11 protein-coding genes are annotated in these 16,369 nt (G+C 67.8%); all 11 read left to right on the plus strand.

Features of this window, described 5'->3' with window-relative positions; all coding sequences use genetic code 11:
* The first annotated feature begins 45 nt into the window (after positions 1 to 45).
* On the plus strand, positions 46 to 1,125 hold the full coding sequence (locus tag CDN99_RS25840; protein ID WP_088388378.1) for a pilus assembly protein PilM: 1,080 nt from the start codon (positions 46 to 48) through the stop codon (positions 1,123 to 1,125).
* Complete coding sequence (locus CDN99_RS25845) at positions 1,122 to 1,736, plus strand: PilN domain-containing protein (protein ID WP_088388258.1); 615 nt, start codon at positions 1,122 to 1,124, stop codon at positions 1,734 to 1,736. Before CDN99_RS25840 ends, CDN99_RS25845 begins: the two co-directional genes overlap by 4 nt.
* A 7-nt stretch (positions 1,737 to 1,743) precedes the next feature.
* Entirely contained in the window at positions 1,744 to 2,454 is a 711-nt protein-coding gene (locus tag CDN99_RS25850) for a type IV pilus inner membrane component PilO (RefSeq protein ID WP_088388260.1), read from the plus strand.
* Complete coding sequence (locus tag CDN99_RS25855) at positions 2,454 to 3,035, plus strand: pilus assembly protein PilP (RefSeq protein ID WP_088388262.1); 582 nt, start codon at positions 2,454 to 2,456, stop codon at positions 3,033 to 3,035. Before CDN99_RS25850 ends, CDN99_RS25855 begins: the two co-directional genes overlap by 1 nt.
* Positions 3,036 to 3,058: 23 nt before the next feature.
* Complete coding sequence (locus CDN99_RS25860) at positions 3,059 to 5,266, plus strand: type IV pilus secretin PilQ (protein WP_375134481.1); 2,208 nt, start codon at positions 3,059 to 3,061, stop codon at positions 5,264 to 5,266.
* 82 nt (positions 5,267 to 5,348) lie between these two features.
* Entirely contained in the window at positions 5,349 to 7,691 is a 2,343-nt protein-coding gene (locus CDN99_RS25865; protein ID WP_088388266.1) for an Ig-like domain-containing protein, read from the plus strand.
* A 22-nt stretch (positions 7,692 to 7,713) separates the two neighbouring features.
* A complete protein-coding gene (locus CDN99_RS25870; protein ID WP_088388380.1) occupies positions 7,714 to 8,334 on the plus strand; it encodes a shikimate kinase in 621 nt (206 codons plus the stop codon).
* Positions 8,315 to 9,535: a 3-dehydroquinate synthase gene (gene aroB, locus CDN99_RS25875; RefSeq protein ID WP_088388268.1), complete on the plus strand. Its 1,221-nt coding sequence runs from the start codon at positions 8,315 to 8,317 to the stop codon at positions 9,533 to 9,535. Before CDN99_RS25870 ends, aroB begins: the two co-directional genes overlap by 20 nt.
* Before the next feature lie 14 nt (positions 9,536 to 9,549).
* Positions 9,550 to 10,689 (plus strand): deoxyguanosinetriphosphate triphosphohydrolase, encoded by a 1,140-nt coding sequence (locus CDN99_RS25880; protein WP_088388270.1) that lies wholly within the window; start codon positions 9,550 to 9,552, stop codon positions 10,687 to 10,689.
* Between the two features lie 46 nt (positions 10,690 to 10,735).
* The gene (locus CDN99_RS25885) at positions 10,736 to 11,434 is read left to right on the plus strand and encodes a transposase (RefSeq protein WP_088388272.1); all 699 of its coding nucleotides are present in this window, start codon (positions 10,736 to 10,738) and stop codon (positions 11,432 to 11,434) included.
* Between the two features lie 138 nt (positions 11,435 to 11,572).
* On the plus strand, positions 11,573 to 16,366 hold the full coding sequence (locus CDN99_RS25890; protein ID WP_088388274.1) for a glutamate synthase-related protein: 4,794 nt from the start codon (positions 11,573 to 11,575) through the stop codon (positions 16,364 to 16,366).
* Positions 16,367 to 16,369: the final 3 nt, after the last annotated feature.

The raw sequence follows: 16,369 nt of genomic DNA on the forward strand, positions 1-16,369 counted from the left end.
TATTAACAAACCGGCGCAAAGAGCGGCGCGTTGGGGGAACGCATCATGGGGCTGTTGGACGTACTGCGTGGTCGCGCGCATCCACCCATGATTGGCCTGGACATCTCGTCGTCCAGCGTCAAGCTTGTGGAGTTAAGCCAAAACTCGAACGGCGAATACGTTCTGGAACGTTTCGCCACCGAGCCATTTGAAAAAGGCTGGATTACCGACGGCCAGATCGAGAAATTCGACGAGGTCGCCGATGCCGTTCGGCGGGTGGTCACCCGCAGCGGCAGCCGCACGCGGCAAGCCGCGCTGGCGATGCCCCAGTCGGCGGTCATCACCAAGAAGATCATGCTGCCGGCCGGCCTGCGCGAGGAAGAACTCGAACTGCAGGTCGAGGCCGAGGCCAACCAATACATTCCCTTCTCGCTCGACGAGGTGTCGCTGGACTTCTGCGTCATCGGCCCGAGCCCGACCTCGGTCGGCGATGTCGAGGTGTTGATCGCCGCGTCCCGCAAGGACCGCGTGCAGGATCGCCAGGCGCTGGCGGAGGCCGCCGGTCTGCGGCCCGTGGTGCTGGACATCGAATCGCACGCCTCGCGCATGGCGGTCGGCCGGCTGGTCGAGACACTGCCCAACCAGGGCAAGGACGCGCTGGTCGCGCTGTTCGAGATCGGCGCGGACACGACCTCGCTGAAGGTGCTGCGCGACGACGAGATGCTCTACGACCGCGACCAGGCCTTCGGCGGCTCGCAGTTGACGCAGCTGATCTCGCGCCAGTACGGCTTCTCGTTCGAGGAAGCGGAGCAGAAGAAGCTCAGCGGCGAACTGCCGGAAGACTATGAGTCGCAGGTGCTGAATCCCTTCGTCGACAGCCTGTCCCAGGAGATCGGCCGGGCGCTGCAGTACTTCTTCACCAGCACGCCGCACCACAAGGTCCATTACGTGCTGCTGGCCGGCGGCACCGCCACGCTGCCCGGCCTGAAGGAGCGCGTGACGGAGCTGACCGGCTTCGCCTGCATGGTGGTGAATCCGTTCGAGAACATGGTGCTGGGCTCCGCGGTGCGCGAGTCCAAGCTGCGCCGTGAAGCTCCCGCTTACCTGACGGCGTGCGGCCTCGCCATGCGGAGGTTCTTTCAGTGATTCTGATCAACCTGCTCCCGCACCGCGAGGAGAAACGCAAGCGCCGCAAGGCCGCGTTCTTCGTCGGTCTGGGGATGTCCTTCGTCGTCGGCGTGCTGATCGCCGCCGTGATCTACCTGCTGCTGCAACAGCTGACCGCCGCGCAGGTGGGGCGCAATGACTTCCTGAAAGGGGAGATCACCAAGCTCGACACGCAGATCAAGGACATCGCCACGCTGCGAGCCGAGATCGACGCGCTGCGTGCCCGCCAGCGCGCGGTCGAGGATCTGCAGAGCGACCGCAACACGCCCGTGCACCTGCTCAACGAGCTGGCCAGCCACACCCCCGAGGGCGTCTTCCTGCAATCGCTGCGCCAGGTCAACAAGACCGTCGTGATCGCCGGCATCGCCGCGTCGAACGAGCGCGTGTCCGAGATGCTGCGCAACCTCAGCCGCGCCGAGTGGGTCGAGAACCCCGATTTGGTCGAGATCAAGGCCGCGCCGGTGAATCCCAAGGATCCGCGCCGCCTGTTCGATTTCTCGATCAAGGTCGGGATCAAGAGCGCCACGCCCCCGGACGGTGCCGCCAGCGGCACCGGTGGCGGCCCGGCCAAGCCGGCCGCGAAGTCGTGAGGACCCCATGGCAAACCTGAAAAACCTGGACCTCAACGCCTGGTTCGCGGACTTCTCCGGCCAGTTCCAGGGCCTGAACATGCAGGAGCCCGGCCAGTGGCCGCCAGCGCCTCGCTACGCGGCCTTCGCCTTCGTCGCGCTGCTGACCGTGGTGGCGGGCTGGTTCGTGATCCTGTCCGACGAGCAATCGGCGCTGGACGCGGAACGCGACCGGGAGCCGCACCTCAAGGAAGACTACAACAACAAGCTGACCCAGGCGGTCAACCTGCCGGAGCTGCGCAAGCAGAAGAGCCAGGTCGAGGAATACGTGCTGCAGCTCGAGAAACAGCTGCCCGGCAAGGCCGAGATGGACGCGCTGCTGTCGGACATCAACCAGGCGGGCCTGGGCCGCGGCCTGCAGTTCGAGTTGTTCCGTCCCGGCCAGATCGTGATGCGCGACTACTACGCCGAGCAGCCGATCTCGATCAAGGTCTCCGGCCGTTATCACGACATCGGCTCATTCACCGCCGACGTCTCCAATCTCTCCCGCATCGTCACCCTGCACGACCTGAACATCGGCGTGCCCGGCGTCACCACCAGCAATCAGGCCGGCCCGGTGCGTTCCGACGCGAACACGCTGCTGACGATGGAGGCCATCGCGCGGACCTACCGCTATCTGGATCCCGGCGAGGTCGAGGAACAGAAGAAGGCCGCGGCGGCCGCGGAGAAGAAGAAATGATGCAGGCCCGTCATTCCCGCGTGGTGCTCACTGCCCCGTCGCTGCCGCGCACCGGCGGCCGGCGGTTGCTGGCGCTGGCGCTGTGCGCTGCCGCGCTGGCGGGCTGCTCGCCCGGCACGGACGAGCTTCAGCAATGGATGGAGGAGCAGCGTCAGCAGACGCGTCCCACCGTCAAGCCGCTGACGCCGCCGAAGAAGTTCCAGCCGCAGGCCTATGAGGCGCAGGCCGTGGTCGATCCGTTCAGCACGCAGAAGCTGACGGTCGCGCTCAAGCGCGAGGCCGCGCAGCCCAGCTCCTTGCTGGCGGCCGAGATGAAGCGCCGTCGCGAGCCGCTGGAGGCCTACCCGCTGGACAGCATGGCGATGGTCGGCAGCGTGATCCGCGAGGGCCGTCCCTTCGCGCTGCTGCGCGTGGACAACCTGCTGTACCAGGCCAAGGTCGGTGAATACCTCGGCCAGAATTTCGGCCGCATCACCAAGATCAGCGAAACCGAGATCACGTTGCGAGAAGTCGTCCAGGACGCTGCGGGCGAATGGATTGAACGCACCAGTACTCTCCAGCTTCAGGAGCAGGGACGATGAAGAACATTGTGGAGAACGCTTCGATGAGCGCCCGTACGAGCGACCGACCGACCCGCGTGAAGCGTTGGCAAGCCCTGGCCTGCGCGATCGGCCTGGCGGCGCTGCTGCCCGCCCAGGCCTGGGCGCAGAACATGATCCGTTCGATCACGTCGACCCAGCAATCCGGCGCGGACGTGGTCCGCATCGAGCTGGCCCAGCCGCTGACCGAGATCCCGCGCGGTTTCGCGGTGCAGGTGCCCCCGCGCATCGCGCTGGACCTGCCCGGCGTCGGCAACGGCCTGGGCCGCAGCGCGATCGAGATCAACACCGGCAACATGCGGTCGGCCAACGTCGCGCAGGCCGGCGACCGCACCCGCGTCGTGCTGAACCTGCGCCAGGCCAGCACCTATCGCGCGCAGCTGCAAGACAACTCGCTGTTGGTCTTCCTCGATGCCGCCCCGGTGGCCGCCACGCCGGCCGCGCCAACGACCACGCAGGCAGGCGCCACGACGGAGCCGCTGCACTTCGCCCCGAGCCAGAACGCCGCGGCGCAATCGCTGCAGGACATCGACTTCCGTCGCGGCAACGACGGTGCCGGCCGTGTCGTCGTGAACCTGCCGAGCAGCCAGGTCGGCGTCGACATCCAGCAGCAGGGCCAGAACCTCGTCGTCGAATTCCTGCGCAGCACGCTGCCGGAGCGCCTGCGCCGCCGCCTGGACGTGACCGACTTCGGCACGCCGGTGCAGACCGTCGCCGCCACGCAGCAGGGTGATCGCGTGCGCCTCGTCGTCACGCCCAAGGGCGCGTGGGAACACAGCGCTTATCAAAGCGACAACCAATTCGTGCTGGAAGTGCGGCCGCAGAAGGTCGATCCGAACAAGCTGACGCAAGGTCCCGGCTACAACGGCGACAAGCTCAGCCTGAACTTCCAGAACATCGACGTGCGCGCGCTGCTGCAGGTCATCGCCGACTTCACCAACTTCAACGTCGTGACCAGCGACACCGTCAGCGGCAACGTGACGCTGCGCCTGAAGGACGTGCCCTGGGATCAGGCGCTGGACATCATCCTGCAGGCCAAGGGCCTGGGCATGCGCAAGTCCGGCAACGTGCTGTGGATCGCGCCCAAGGACGAACTGGCCAACAAGGAAAAGGCCGAGCTCGAGGCGAGGCAGCAGATCACCCAGCTGGAGCCGCTGCGCACGCAGTCGTTCCAGATGAACTACACGAAGGCGGAAGACGTCGCCAAGGGCCTGACCGGGCAGAACAATGGCAGCGGCGGCTCGGGCGGCGGCGCGACGGCCTCGCGCATCCTCTCGTCCCGTGGCAGCGTGATCTTCGAGACCCGCACCAACCAATTGTTCGTGACCGATATCCCGTCGAAGCTGGAAGAGATCCAGTCGCTGATCGCCAAGATCGACATCCCGGTGCGCCAGGTGCTGATCGAGGCCCGCATCGTCGAGGCCGACGACAAGTTCGGCCGCGCGCTGGGCGTCAAGCTGGGCGCGTCCGACCTGCGCGGTCGCCAGGGCGGCATCCCGGGCTACAACGTCGGCGGCAGCAACTACGTGACGGTGGGCGGCAACTATGCGGCGGTCGGCGGCCAGACCAACCAGACGGGGACGCTGAACTACAGCGACTCGCAGTTCGTGAACCTGCCTGCCAACGTCGCCGGCGACGCATTCGGCGGCGCCACCGCGGCCAATTTCGCGCTGTCGCTGTTCAGCGCCACCGCCAACCGCTTCCTGAACCTGGAGATCTCCGCGCTGGAGGCCGACGGCCGCGGCAAGGTGGTGTCCAGCCCGCGTGTCGTCACGGCCGACCAGACCAAGGCGCTGATCGAGCAGGGCGAGGAAATCCCGTACCAGCAGTCGACGTCCAGCGGCGCGACCTCGATCACCTTCAAGAAGGCGGTCCTGAAGCTGGAGGTGACCCCGCAGATCACGCCCGAGGGCAACGTGATCCTGACCGTCGACGTCAACAAGGACAGCCGCGGCACGCTGACCCCGCAGGGTTACGCGATCAACAACAAGCATGTGCAGACGCTGGTGCTGGTCGAGAACGGCGGCACCGTGGTGATCGGCGGCATCTACACGCAGGAAGACCTGGAGAGCGAGAACAAGGTGCCCTACCTGGGCGACATTCCGCTGCTGGGCAACCTGTTCAAGAACAAGGCACGCAGCACGGCCAAGACCGAGCTGCTCATCTTCATCACGCCCAAGGTGGTGAGCGACCGGGTGACCGTGTCGCGCTGAAGGGCGGCTCCGGTCGGAGCACATCGAACATCAGGGAACTGTCGCGCGGCCTGATGGCGCGGCATGGCTGGAGTAGCTAGAGATGACATTCTTTTCGAAGTACGCGCGGTTCATCCGCACCGCGACGATCGGGGCCTTCGTGGCCGGCACGCTGGCCGCATGCGGCGGCGGCGGCGGCAACGCCGGCACCCCGGCGAACGGCGGGGGCGGCGGCACGACACCGACCACGGTGGCCGATCTGTCGGTGGTGCTGGATCGCTCGACGGTCAGCAACTCCGGCGCCGACACGGTGAAGGTGACCGTCACCGCCGTGGACGCCAACCGCGCGGCGGTCGGCAACGTGCCGGTGACCTTCGGCGTCGACAGCAATGCCGTCATCACTCCCGGAGGAACGAAGACCGACGCCACCACCGGCCAAGTGACGGCGACAGTGTCGATCGGCGCCGACCGCACCAACCGCACCATCACGCTCACGGTGGCGACCGGCTCCATCGTCAAGAAGACGACCTTCGACGTCGTCGACAGCGTCACCGGGGGCAAGGTCGCGGACCTGTCGCTGGTGCTGGGCTCCGCGTCCATCGTCAACGACGGATCGCAGACGGGCAAGCTGACGGTGACGTCGCTGGACGCCAACCGGACGGCCATCGGCGGCTCGCCGGTCGTGTTCGCGGTCCAGGATCCGGCCGGCACGGCCTTCGTCACCGCGGGCGGTGTCACCGACGCGAGCACCGGCCAACTGATCGCCACTGTCGCGATCGGCGCCAATCACACCAGCCGCACCATCACCATCACCGCGAGCAGCGGCTCGGTGTCGCGCACGGTCGGCGTGAACATCGTCCCGCCGGTCACCACGACGCCGACCGCCAACGACATGACGCTGGTGCTGGACAAGATCAGCATCGGCAACACCGGCAGTGACAGGGTCACCGCGACCGTGACGGCGGTGGACTCGCAACGCAACGTGGTGCCCGGCATCATCGTGGCGTTCAAGGTGGACAACGGCGCGACGGTGGCGGTGCTCAACGCCACGACCAACGCGCAAGGCCAGGCGGTGGCCACGGTCACCAGCGGCGCCGACCGCTCCAATCGTCTGATCACGGTGACGGCGACCAGCGACACGCTGGTCCGCACGGCCACCTTCCAGGTGACTGGCGCCAAGGTGCAGGGCACGGCAGTGCCGACGCTGCCGGTGGCCGGATCGACGGGCAACCGCGTCGAGTTCCGCGTCAGCGACGTCAACCAGAACCCGATGACCTTCCAGGCCATCACCGTGACGGCGCCGGGACTGCCCCCCGCCAGCGGCGCGACGGACGCGAACGGTGCCTTCGTGTACACCTATACGGCGCCGACCACGGCCGGCCCGATCGACATCACCGCCGTGTCCGGCGGCGTCAGCGGCGTCGTGACCGTGACGGTGCCTTCGAGCTCGTCCACCGTGCCCCCTGCGGCCGCGGTGGTGGTCTCGGCCTCGCTGTCGGCGTCGCCGACCGTGGTGTCGGTCAACACCGACGTGACGAACAACCGGGCGGAACTGCGCGCCATCTTCCTGGCCGCCAACAACGCGCCGGTGAAGAACGTGCGTGTCCGCTTCGATCTGAACGGCGACGTGAACAGCATCGGCGGCACGATCAGCGCCGGCACGCAACTGGTGTACTCGGACACCAACGGCAATGCTGTCAGCAACTACAGCCCCGGCAATCGCGCCAGCCCGACCAGCGGCGTGACGATCCGCGCGTGCTGGGACTACAACGACTTCGCGGCAGGCACCTGCCCGAATGCCGTGCTGACGACGCTGACGGTGGTCTCCGATCCGCTGTCCGTGTCCATCGGTACCAACGAAGAGATCGATGTCACGAACCCGTTGACCTACAAGAAGAAGTTCGTGATCCTGGTCGTGGACGCCGCCGGTCAGCCCAAGGGTGACGTGCAGATCACGCCGTCGCTGGACCTGATCGGTTACTTCAAGGGGCACTGGGATCCGGTGGGCACGGTCTTCAAGCAGTTCTACGACCTGGACACGCTGGGCAACAGCTTCCCGTGGTCGCTGACAGCGCCGGCGATGTGCCAAGCGGAAGATCTGAACAAGAACGGCGCCATCGATAGCAACGAGGATCGCAACGGCAACGGCCAGCTGGACCCGCGCAAGTCGGATGCGTCGATCAGCATGAGCGGCTCGACGCGCACCGATGCCAGCGGCCAGGCCGTCCTGGTGCTGGAGTATCCGCGCAGCGTGGCGGGTTGGGTCGCGTTCAGCATCAACGCGTCCGCCTTCGGCGTGCTGAGCCCGCCGGCGGTCTATTCCGGCGTGCTGCCGTACCCCGGCGCCATCGTGAATCAGGTGACGATCGATCCGGCCTTCCGCTACAGCCCGTACGGCCTGATCCGCAAGAGCACCGACGGCGCGTTCTGCACCAACGCCAATTGAGGACGCGAGGTCGACGTTGACCCTGGTGATCGCATTGGTCGGCATGCCCGGCGGCGGGAAATCCTCCGTCGGGCGGCTGCTGGCCAAGCAGCTGGACAGCCCCTTCGTCGACTCCGACACCGAGATCGAAAGACAACTCGGTGGCGAGTCGATCAAGGACTACTTCGCCCGCCAGGGCGAAGCGTCGTTTCGGGACCTCGAATCGCGCGTGATCGCGGAGCTGCTGGACCGTGGCCGTGAAGGTGGCGGCGGTGACGGTCGGGACATGGTCCTGGCCACCGGCGGCGGCGCGGTGTTGCGCGACGTCAACCGCGAGCGGCTCAAGGAGCATTCGACGGTCGTGTACCTGCGCTCCTCGCCGGACGAACTCTTCCGGCGCCTGCGGCATGACACGCAACGTCCGCTGCTGCAGGTCGCCAATCCGCTGGGGAAGCTGCGCGAGCTCTACGCGCAGCGCGATCCGCTCTATCGGCGCTGCGCGCACTTCGTGCTCGAGTCGAGCCGGCCGTCGGTGCACGGCCTGGCCAACATGATCCTGATGCAGCTGGAGCTGGCCGGGCTGATCGACCCCGCTCGGGTCGCGGCCACGGTGGGGGCGAGCGAGGCCCCGTACACTCCCGGGCATGACCGCTCCGCTCCCTGAATCGACCTCTTTCGCGGCAGCCCCGGCCCTGTCCGCCGCCTCCCCCGCCGCGGGTGCCGCAGGCGGTTCCGCGAACGGCGCGACCACGGTCGCGATCGATCTCGGCGACCGCAGCTACGACATCCTCATCGGCGCCGGCCTGTTCGACCAGGCGTCCTCCTGGGCCGGCCTGCCGCGCGCCGCGGTCGCGCTGATCGTCACCAACGACACGGTCGCGCCGCTCTACCTGGAGCGTCTGAAGCGCCAACTGGCGCCGCTTTACGGTCGCGTCGAAGCGGTCGTGCTGCCGGACGGCGAGCAGCACAAGCGCTGGGAATCCCTGGACGTCGTCATCGATCACCTGCTGGCCGGCGCGGCCGACCGCAAGACGGTGCTGTTCGCGCTGGGCGGGGGGGTGATCGGGGATCTGGCCGGCTTCGCCGCCGCGATCTACATGCGTGGCGTGCCCTTCGTGCAGGTGCCGACGACGCTGCTGGCGCAGGTCGATTCATCGGTCGGCGGCAAGACCGCGATCAACCATCCGCGGGGCAAGAACATGGTCGGCGCGTTCTACCAACCGATGCGGGTCGTCGCCGACCTCGACACGGTGGACACGCTGCCCGACCGCGAGCTCTCCGCCGGCCTGGCGGAGGTCATCAAGTACGGGCCCATCGCCGATCCGGCGTTCCTCGACTGGATCGAGGCCAACCTCGACGCGCTGCTGGCGCGCGACAAGGCGGCGCTCGCCCACGCGGTGCGGCGCAGCTGCGAGATCAAGGCCTGGGTCGTCGGCCAGGACGAGCGAGAAGCCGGCCTGCGCGCGATCCTGAACTTCGGCCACACCTTCGGTCATGCGATCGAGACCGGGCTGGGCTACGGCGAATGGTTGCACGGCGAGGGCGTCGGCTGCGGCATGGTGCTGGCGTCCGAGCTGTCGGCGCGGTTGGGGCTGATGCCCGCGTCCTTCGTGACGCGGATGACACGGCTGATCGAGCGCGCCCGTCTGCCGGTGACGGCGCCACGACTGGGCATCGATCGCTACCTCGATCTGATGCGCGTCGACAAGAAGAACGAGGGCGGCGAGATCCGGTTCGTCGTCATCGAGGGCCTGGGCAAGGCCGGCATGCGGGGCGCACCCGATGCGTTGGTGGCCGAGGTGATCGAGGCGCACTCCGAACGCCATGCCGGAGCGTCCACACCCACCGAGCCTCCGCAACGCTGAGCCCCGATTCGACGATGACCCCACCGCGCGCGCCTTTTGCCTCCGATCCCGCGCGCAGTCGCGGTCGCCGTCACTTCGAGGCCCCGGCGCCGACGCGCAGCGAGTTCCAGCGCGACCGCGACCGCATCGTCCACAGCACGGCCTTCCGGCGGCTGGTCTACAAGACGCAGGTCTTCCTGAACCATGAGGGCGACCTGTTCCGGACGCGGCTGACGCACTCGCTCGAAGTGGCGCAGCTCGGGCGCTCGATCGGCCGCAGCCTGGGGCTGGAGGAGGACCTCATCGAGACCATCGCGCTGGCCCACGACCTGGGCCACACGCCGTTCGGCCATGCAGGCCAGGACGTGCTGGACGACTGCATGAAGGCGCATGGCGGCTTCGAGCACAACCTGCAGTCGCTGCGTGTGGTCGACAAGCTGGAGCAGCGATACCCCACCTTCGACGGGCTGAACCTGACCTTCGAGAGCCGCGAGGGCATCCTCAAGCACTGCACCCGCCGCGACGCGCAGCGCATCGAGGACCGCGAGCCCGGCGGCGTCGCCGCGCGCTTCCTGACGGGCGGGCAACCCAGCCTGGAGGCCCAGCTGTGCAACCTCGCCGACGAGGTGGCCTACAACGCCCATGACGTCGACGACGGCGTGCGCTCCGGCCTGGTGACCCTGGAGCAGCTGGAGCAGGTGCCGCTGGTGCACCGCTACCTGCGCGAGAGCCTGCGGGCCTACCCGCAGTTGACGGACAAGCGGCTGCTCGCGGACACGATTCGCCGGATGTTGTCCCAGCAGGTCTACGACATCATCGACGCCACCCGCGCCGCCCTGGACACCGCCGCCCCCCGCGACGCGGACGAGGCCCGCGCGGCCGGCCCGCTGGTGCGCTTCAGCGCCGAGATGCGCCATGCGAGCACCGAGCTCAAGCGTTTCCTGTTCGCCAACCTGTATCGGCATCCGGTGGTGCAGGCGCAGCGGGATCGCGCCGAGCAGGTGCTGCGGGAGCTCTTCCAGCTCTACCTCACCGATCCGAGCCGGTTGCCGCCCGACTTCGCCGACGGCGAGGACCACGCACGGGCCTGCGCCGACTACATCGCCGGCATGACGGACCGCTTCGCGATGAAGGAACACGAACGCCTGACGGGCACGAAGCTGATCCCCTCATAATTGGGGTCAGACTAATCGACCGCGCGGGGACACCCGCGACCTCCCGATGGCTCGACTCCCCAGGCTGGCGCTCGCCGGCCACCTGCATCACCTCATCCATCGCGGCCACAACCTGCAGCCGATCGCCGTGGACGACGAGGACCGCAAGGCGCTGCTCGCCGCGCTGCAGGAATGCGCGGCCACCCACAAGGTGGCGATCCACGCCTACGCGCTGCTGCCCAACCATCTCCACCTGCTGGCCACCCCGGCGGCCGACAACGGCCTGAGCCGCATGATGCAGGCGCTGGGCCGGCGCTATGTCGGCGCCTTCAATCAGCGCCATGGCCGGGTGGGCACGCTCTGGGAAGGGCGCTTCCGCGCCGCGCCGTTGGAGGCCGATCCCTACCTGCTGTTGGTCATGCGCAGCATCGAGCTGAACCCCCAGCGCGCCGGGCTGGTGGCGGAGCCGGGCGACTACGCCTGGTCGTCTGCCGCGCACCATCTCGGCCGCCGACGCGACCCGCTGATCAGCGATCCGCCCGGATTCTGGGCGTTGGGCAACACCCCGTTCGAGCGCGAACTGGCCTGGCGGCGCTGGTTGGAAGAGGGCGAGCCGGAAGCCGAGCGGCTGAAGCTGATCGACTCGGCGCTCAAAGGCTGGCCGCTGGGATCGGCACGATTCCTGCACACGCTCGCGGAGCTCAGCGATCGCCCGCTGACTCCCCGGCCGCGTGGCCGGCCTCGAAGCAAACCCGCGTCGATCTGACTCTGGCCCCATTTAATGACGATGGGATGCCGCGTCAGGCGTTAATTCCACTCCGACCCTATTTAGTATCGCTTGTCACTGCACATCGCAGCGCCTAACCTGCCGGGGTTTTGTCATTGATCCCCTTGGAGGCCACCGATGTCGGCAGCACACGAACCGCAAGCGCAGCCCGGCGCTTTCTCTTCTTCTCCGACGTCGGTCGCTTCCGCGAACGAGATCGCGGCGCTGGCCGAACAAGGCCTGTACCGCCCCGCGAACGAAAAAGACGCCTGCGGCCTGGGCTTCGTGGCCCACATCAAGGGTCAGAAGGCGCACCACATCGTCCAGCAGGGTCTGAAGATCCTGGAGAACCTCGACCATCGCGGCGCGGTCGGCGCCGACAAGCTGATGGGCGACGGCGCGGGCATCCTGATCCAGATCCCCGACGAGTACTACCGCGAGGAAATGGCCCGGCAGGGCGTGGCGCTGCCGCCCCCGGGCGAGTACGGCGTCGGCATGATCTTCCTGCCCAAGGAACACGCGTCCCGGCTGGCCTGCGAGCAGGAACTCGCCCGCGCGATCAAGGCCGAGGGCCAGGTGCTGCTGGGCTGGCGCGACGTGCCGATCGACCGCGACATGCCGATGTCGCCCACGGTGCGGGAGAAGGAACCGATCATTCGCCAGATCTTCATCGGCCGCGGTCCGGACATCATCGTCCCCGACGCGCTCGAGCGGAAGCTCTACGTCATCCGCAAGACCGCCTCCAGCGCCATCCAGGCGCTCAAGCTGACCCACAGCCGCGAGTACTACGTGCCCAGCATGAGCTGCCGCACCGTCATCTACAAGGGCCTGCTGCTGGCGGACCAGGTGGGCAAGTACTACAAGGACCTGGCCGATCCGCGCGTCGTCTCCGCGATCGCGCTGGTGCACCAGCGCTTCTCGACCAACACCTTCCCCGAGTGGCCGCTGGCCCACCCGTACCGGATGGTGGCGCACAACGGCGAGATCAACACCGTCAAGGGCAACTTCAACTGGATGCGCGCCCGCGAGGGCGTCATGAAGTCGCCGGTGCTCGGCGACGACCTCAGGAAGCTGTACCCGATCAGCTTCGAGCACCAGTCCGACACGGCGACCTTCGACAACGCCATCGAGTTGCTGACCATGTCCGGCTACCCGTTGGCGCACGCGGCGATGATGATGATTCCGGAGGCGTGGGAGAACCACGAGCTGATGGACGAGCGCCGCCGCGCCTTCTACGAGTACCACGCCGCGATGATGGAGCCGTGGGACGGTCCCGCCGCGATGGTCTTCACCGACGGCCGCCAGGTCTGCGCCGCGCTCGACCGCAACGGCCTGCGCCCGGCGCGGTACTGCGTGACGGATGACGACCTGGTCGTGCTCGCCTCCGAATCCGGCGTGCTGCCGATCCCCGAGTCCCGCATCGTCCGGAAGTGGCGCTTGCAGCCCGGCAAGATGTTCCTGATCGACCTGGAGCAGGGCCGTATCGTCGACGACGAGGAGCTCAAGACCCAGTACGCCAACGCGCGCCCGTATCGCCAGTGGATCGAGAACGTCCGCGTCAAGCTCGACGAGATCCCGGCGCCGGAACCCAAGCCCGCCGCCTATCCCGCCTCGCTGCTGGACCGCCAGCAGGCCTTCGGCTTCACGCAGGAGGACATCAAGTTCCTGCTCGCGCCGATGGCCGCCAACGGCGAGGAGGGCATCGGCTCCATGGGCAACGACAGCCCGCTGGCCGTGCTGTCCGACAAGAACAAGCCGCTCTACAACTACTTCAAGCAGCTGTTCGCGCAAGTCACCAACCCGCCGATCGATCCGATCCGCGAGGCGATCGTGATGTCGCTGAACAGCTTCATCGGCCCCAAGCCCAACCTGCTCGACATCAACGCGGTGAACCCGCCCATGCGGCTGGAGGTGACGCAGCCGGTGCTGGACTTCGACGGCATGGCGCGCCTGCGCGCGATCGAGCAGCACACCCACGGCAAGTTCAAGCCCTACGAGCTGGACATCAGCTACCCGCTGGCCTGGGGCCGCGAGGGCGTCGAGGCGCAGTTGGCCTCGCTCTGCGCCGAGACCGTGGACGCGCTCCGGAGCGGCCACAACATCGTGATCATCACGGACCGTCACCTGAACGCGAACCGCGTCGCCATCCCGGCGCTGCTGGCGCTGTCGGCCGTGCACCACCATCTGGTGCGCGAGGGCCTGCGCACGACGGCCGGCCTGGTGGTCGAGACCGGCACCGCCCGCGAGGTCCATCACTTCGCCGTGCTGGCCGGCTTCGGCGCCGAGGCGGTCCACCCGTACCTGGCGCTGGAGACCATCCAGGCGATGACCGGCGAGCTGCCCGCGTCGTTATCGGCCGAGAAGGCGATCTACAACTATGTCAAGGCGGTGGGCAAGGGGCTGTCGAAGATCATGTCCAAGATGGGCATCTCGACCTACATGTCCTACTGCGGCGCGCAGATCTTCGAGGCCATCGGCCTGAAGTCCGACTTCGTCGCCAAGTACTTCCGCGGCACGCCGACGCAGGTCGGCGGCATCGGCGTGTTCGAGGTGGCCGAGGAAGCGCTGCGCCTGCACCGCGCCGCCTTCGGCGACGACCCGGTGCTGGAGCACATGCTCGAGGCCGGCGGCGAATATGCCTGGCGCACTCGCGGCGAGGAGCACATGTGGTCGCCCGACGCGATCGCCAAGCTGCAGCACAGCACGCGCTCCGGCAAGTGGGACACGTACAAGGAGTACGCCCAGCTGATCAACGACCAGAGCAAGCGCCACATGACGCTGCGCGGGCTGTTCGAGTTCAAGTTCGATCCCAGCAAGGCCATCCCGGTCGAAGAGGTCGAGTCCGCCAAGGAGATCGTCAAGCGCTTCGCCACCGGCGCGATGTCGCTGGGGTCGATCTCCACCGAGGCGCATGCGACGCTGGCCGTCGCGATGAACCGCATCGGCGGCAAGAGCAACACCGGCGAGGGCGGCGAGGATCCGGCGCGGTATCGCAACGAGCTCAAGGGCATCAAGATCAGCGCCGGCACCAAGGTGTCGGACGTGGTCGGCAAGTCGGTCATCGCGGTCGACTACGAGCTGCAGGACGGCGATTCGATGCGCTCGCGCATCAAGCAGGTCGCGTCGGGCCGCTTCGGCGTCACCGCCGAGTACCTGGTCAGCGCCGACCAGATCCAGATCAAGATGGCGCAGGGCGCCAAGCCCGGCGAGGGCGGCCAGTTGCCCGGCGGCAAGGTGACCGACTACATCGGCTTCCTGCGCCACTCGGTGCCGGGCGTGGGCTTGATCTCGCCGCCGCCTCACCACGACATCTATTCGATCGAGGACCTGGCCCAGCTCATCCACGACCTGAAGAACGTCAACCAGCGCGCCGACATCTCGGTCAAGCTGGTGTCGGAAGTCGGTGTCGGCACGATCGCGGCGGGCGTGGCCAAGGCCAAGGCCGACCACATCGTGATCGCCGGCCATGACGGCGGCACCGGCGCGTCGCCGTGGTCGTCGATCAAGCACGCGGGCACGCCGTGGGAACTGGGCCTGGCCGAGGCGCAGCAGACGCTGGTGCTGAACCGCCTGCGCGGCCGCGTGCGGGTGCAGGCCGACGGGCAGATGAAGACCGGCCGCGACGTCGTCATCGGCGCGCTGCTGGGCGCCGATGAGTTCGGCTTCGCGACCGCGCCGCTGGTGGTGGAGGGCTGCATCATGATGCGCAAGTGCCACCTGAACACATGCCCGGTCGGCGTCGCGACGCAGGACCCGGTGCTGCGCGCCAAGTTCAGCGGCAAGCCCGAGCACGTGGTGAACTACTTCTTCTTCGTCGCCGAGGAAGCGCGCCAGCTCATGGCGCAACTGGGCATCCGCAAGTTCGACGACCTGATCGGCCGCGCCGATCTGCTCGACACCCGCAAGGGCATCAGCCACTGGAAGGCCAAGGGCCTGGACTTCAGCCGCGTGTTCCACCGGCCGGAGTTGCCGGCCGAAGTCGCCCGCCTGCACAACGATCGTCAGGAACACGGCCTGGAGCGCGCGCTCGACGTCAAGCTGATCGAGAAGTGCCTGCCCGCCTTCGAGCGCGGCGAGAAGGTGCAGTTCATGCAGGAGGTCACCAATGTCCGCCGCACCGTCGGCGCGATGTTGTCCGGCGAGTTGATCCGTCGCCATCCCGACGGCCTGCCCGACCAGACGGTGTTCATCCAGATGGAGGGCACGGGCGGGCAGAGCTTCGGTGCCTTCCTGGCGCCCGGCATCACCTTCTACCTGATCGGCGACGCCAACGATTACACCGGCAAGGGCCTGTCCGGCGGACGCGTCGTGGTGCGGCCGTCGATCGACTTCCGGGGCGACGCGACGAAGAACATCATCGTCGGCAACACCGTGTTGTACGGCGCGACCCAGGGCGAGGCCTTCTTCCGCGGCGTCGCCGGCGAGCGCTTCGCGGTGCGGTTGTCCGGGGCCACGGCGGTCGTCGAGGGCACCGGCGACCACGGCTGCGAGTACATGACCGGCGGGACCGTGGCGGTGCTGGGCAAGACCGGCCGCAACTTCGCCGCCGGCATGAGCGGCGGCATCGCCTACGTTTATGACGAGGACGGCCAGTTCGCGAAGCGCTGCAACACCGCGATGGTGGCGCTCGACAAGCTGCTGCCGTCGCACGAGCAGGAGGCGACCACCGACCAGGCGCTCTGGCACCGGCTGGGCGACGGCGTGGCGCGCACCGACGAGGCGCTGCTGAAGAAGCTGATCGAGGACCACCATCGCTGGACCGGCAGCCAACGCGCCCGCGACATCCTGGACCACTGGGCCGAGTCGCGCGCCAAGTTCGTGAAGGTGTTCCCCACGGAGTACCGCCGCGCGCTCGGCGAGATGGGGGCCGCCAAGGAAACCGCCGTCACGATCGCCCACGCCAAGGCGCCCGCCGCCAAGGCCAAGGCCTGATCG

Source organism: Roseateles aquatilis (assembly GCF_002205645.1).
Lineage (GTDB): Bacteria > Pseudomonadota > Gammaproteobacteria > Burkholderiales > Burkholderiaceae_C > Roseateles > Roseateles aquatilis.

Coding starts and splice junctions, on each gene's coding strand:
- CDN99_RS25840 (WP_088388378.1), top strand. CDS start 46: ATGGGGCTGTTGGACGTACTGCGTGGTCGCGCGCATCCACCCATGATT.
- CDN99_RS25850 (WP_088388260.1), top strand. CDS start 1,744: ATGGCAAACCTGAAAAACCTGGACCTCAACGCCTGGTTCGCGGACTTC.
- CDN99_RS25855 (WP_088388262.1), top strand. CDS start 2,454: ATGCAGGCCCGTCATTCCCGCGTGGTGCTCACTGCCCCGTCGCTGCCG.
- CDN99_RS25860 (WP_375134481.1), top strand. CDS start 3,059: ATGAGCGCCCGTACGAGCGACCGACCGACCCGCGTGAAGCGTTGGCAA.
- CDN99_RS25865 (WP_088388266.1), top strand. CDS start 5,349: ATGACATTCTTTTCGAAGTACGCGCGGTTCATCCGCACCGCGACGATC.
- aroB (WP_088388268.1), top strand. CDS start 8,315: ATGACCGCTCCGCTCCCTGAATCGACCTCTTTCGCGGCAGCCCCGGCC.
- CDN99_RS25880 (WP_088388270.1), top strand. CDS start 9,550: ATGACCCCACCGCGCGCGCCTTTTGCCTCCGATCCCGCGCGCAGTCGC.
- CDN99_RS25885 (WP_088388272.1), top strand. CDS start 10,736: ATGGCTCGACTCCCCAGGCTGGCGCTCGCCGGCCACCTGCATCACCTC.
- CDN99_RS25890 (WP_088388274.1), top strand. CDS start 11,573: ATGTCGGCAGCACACGAACCGCAAGCGCAGCCCGGCGCTTTCTCTTCT.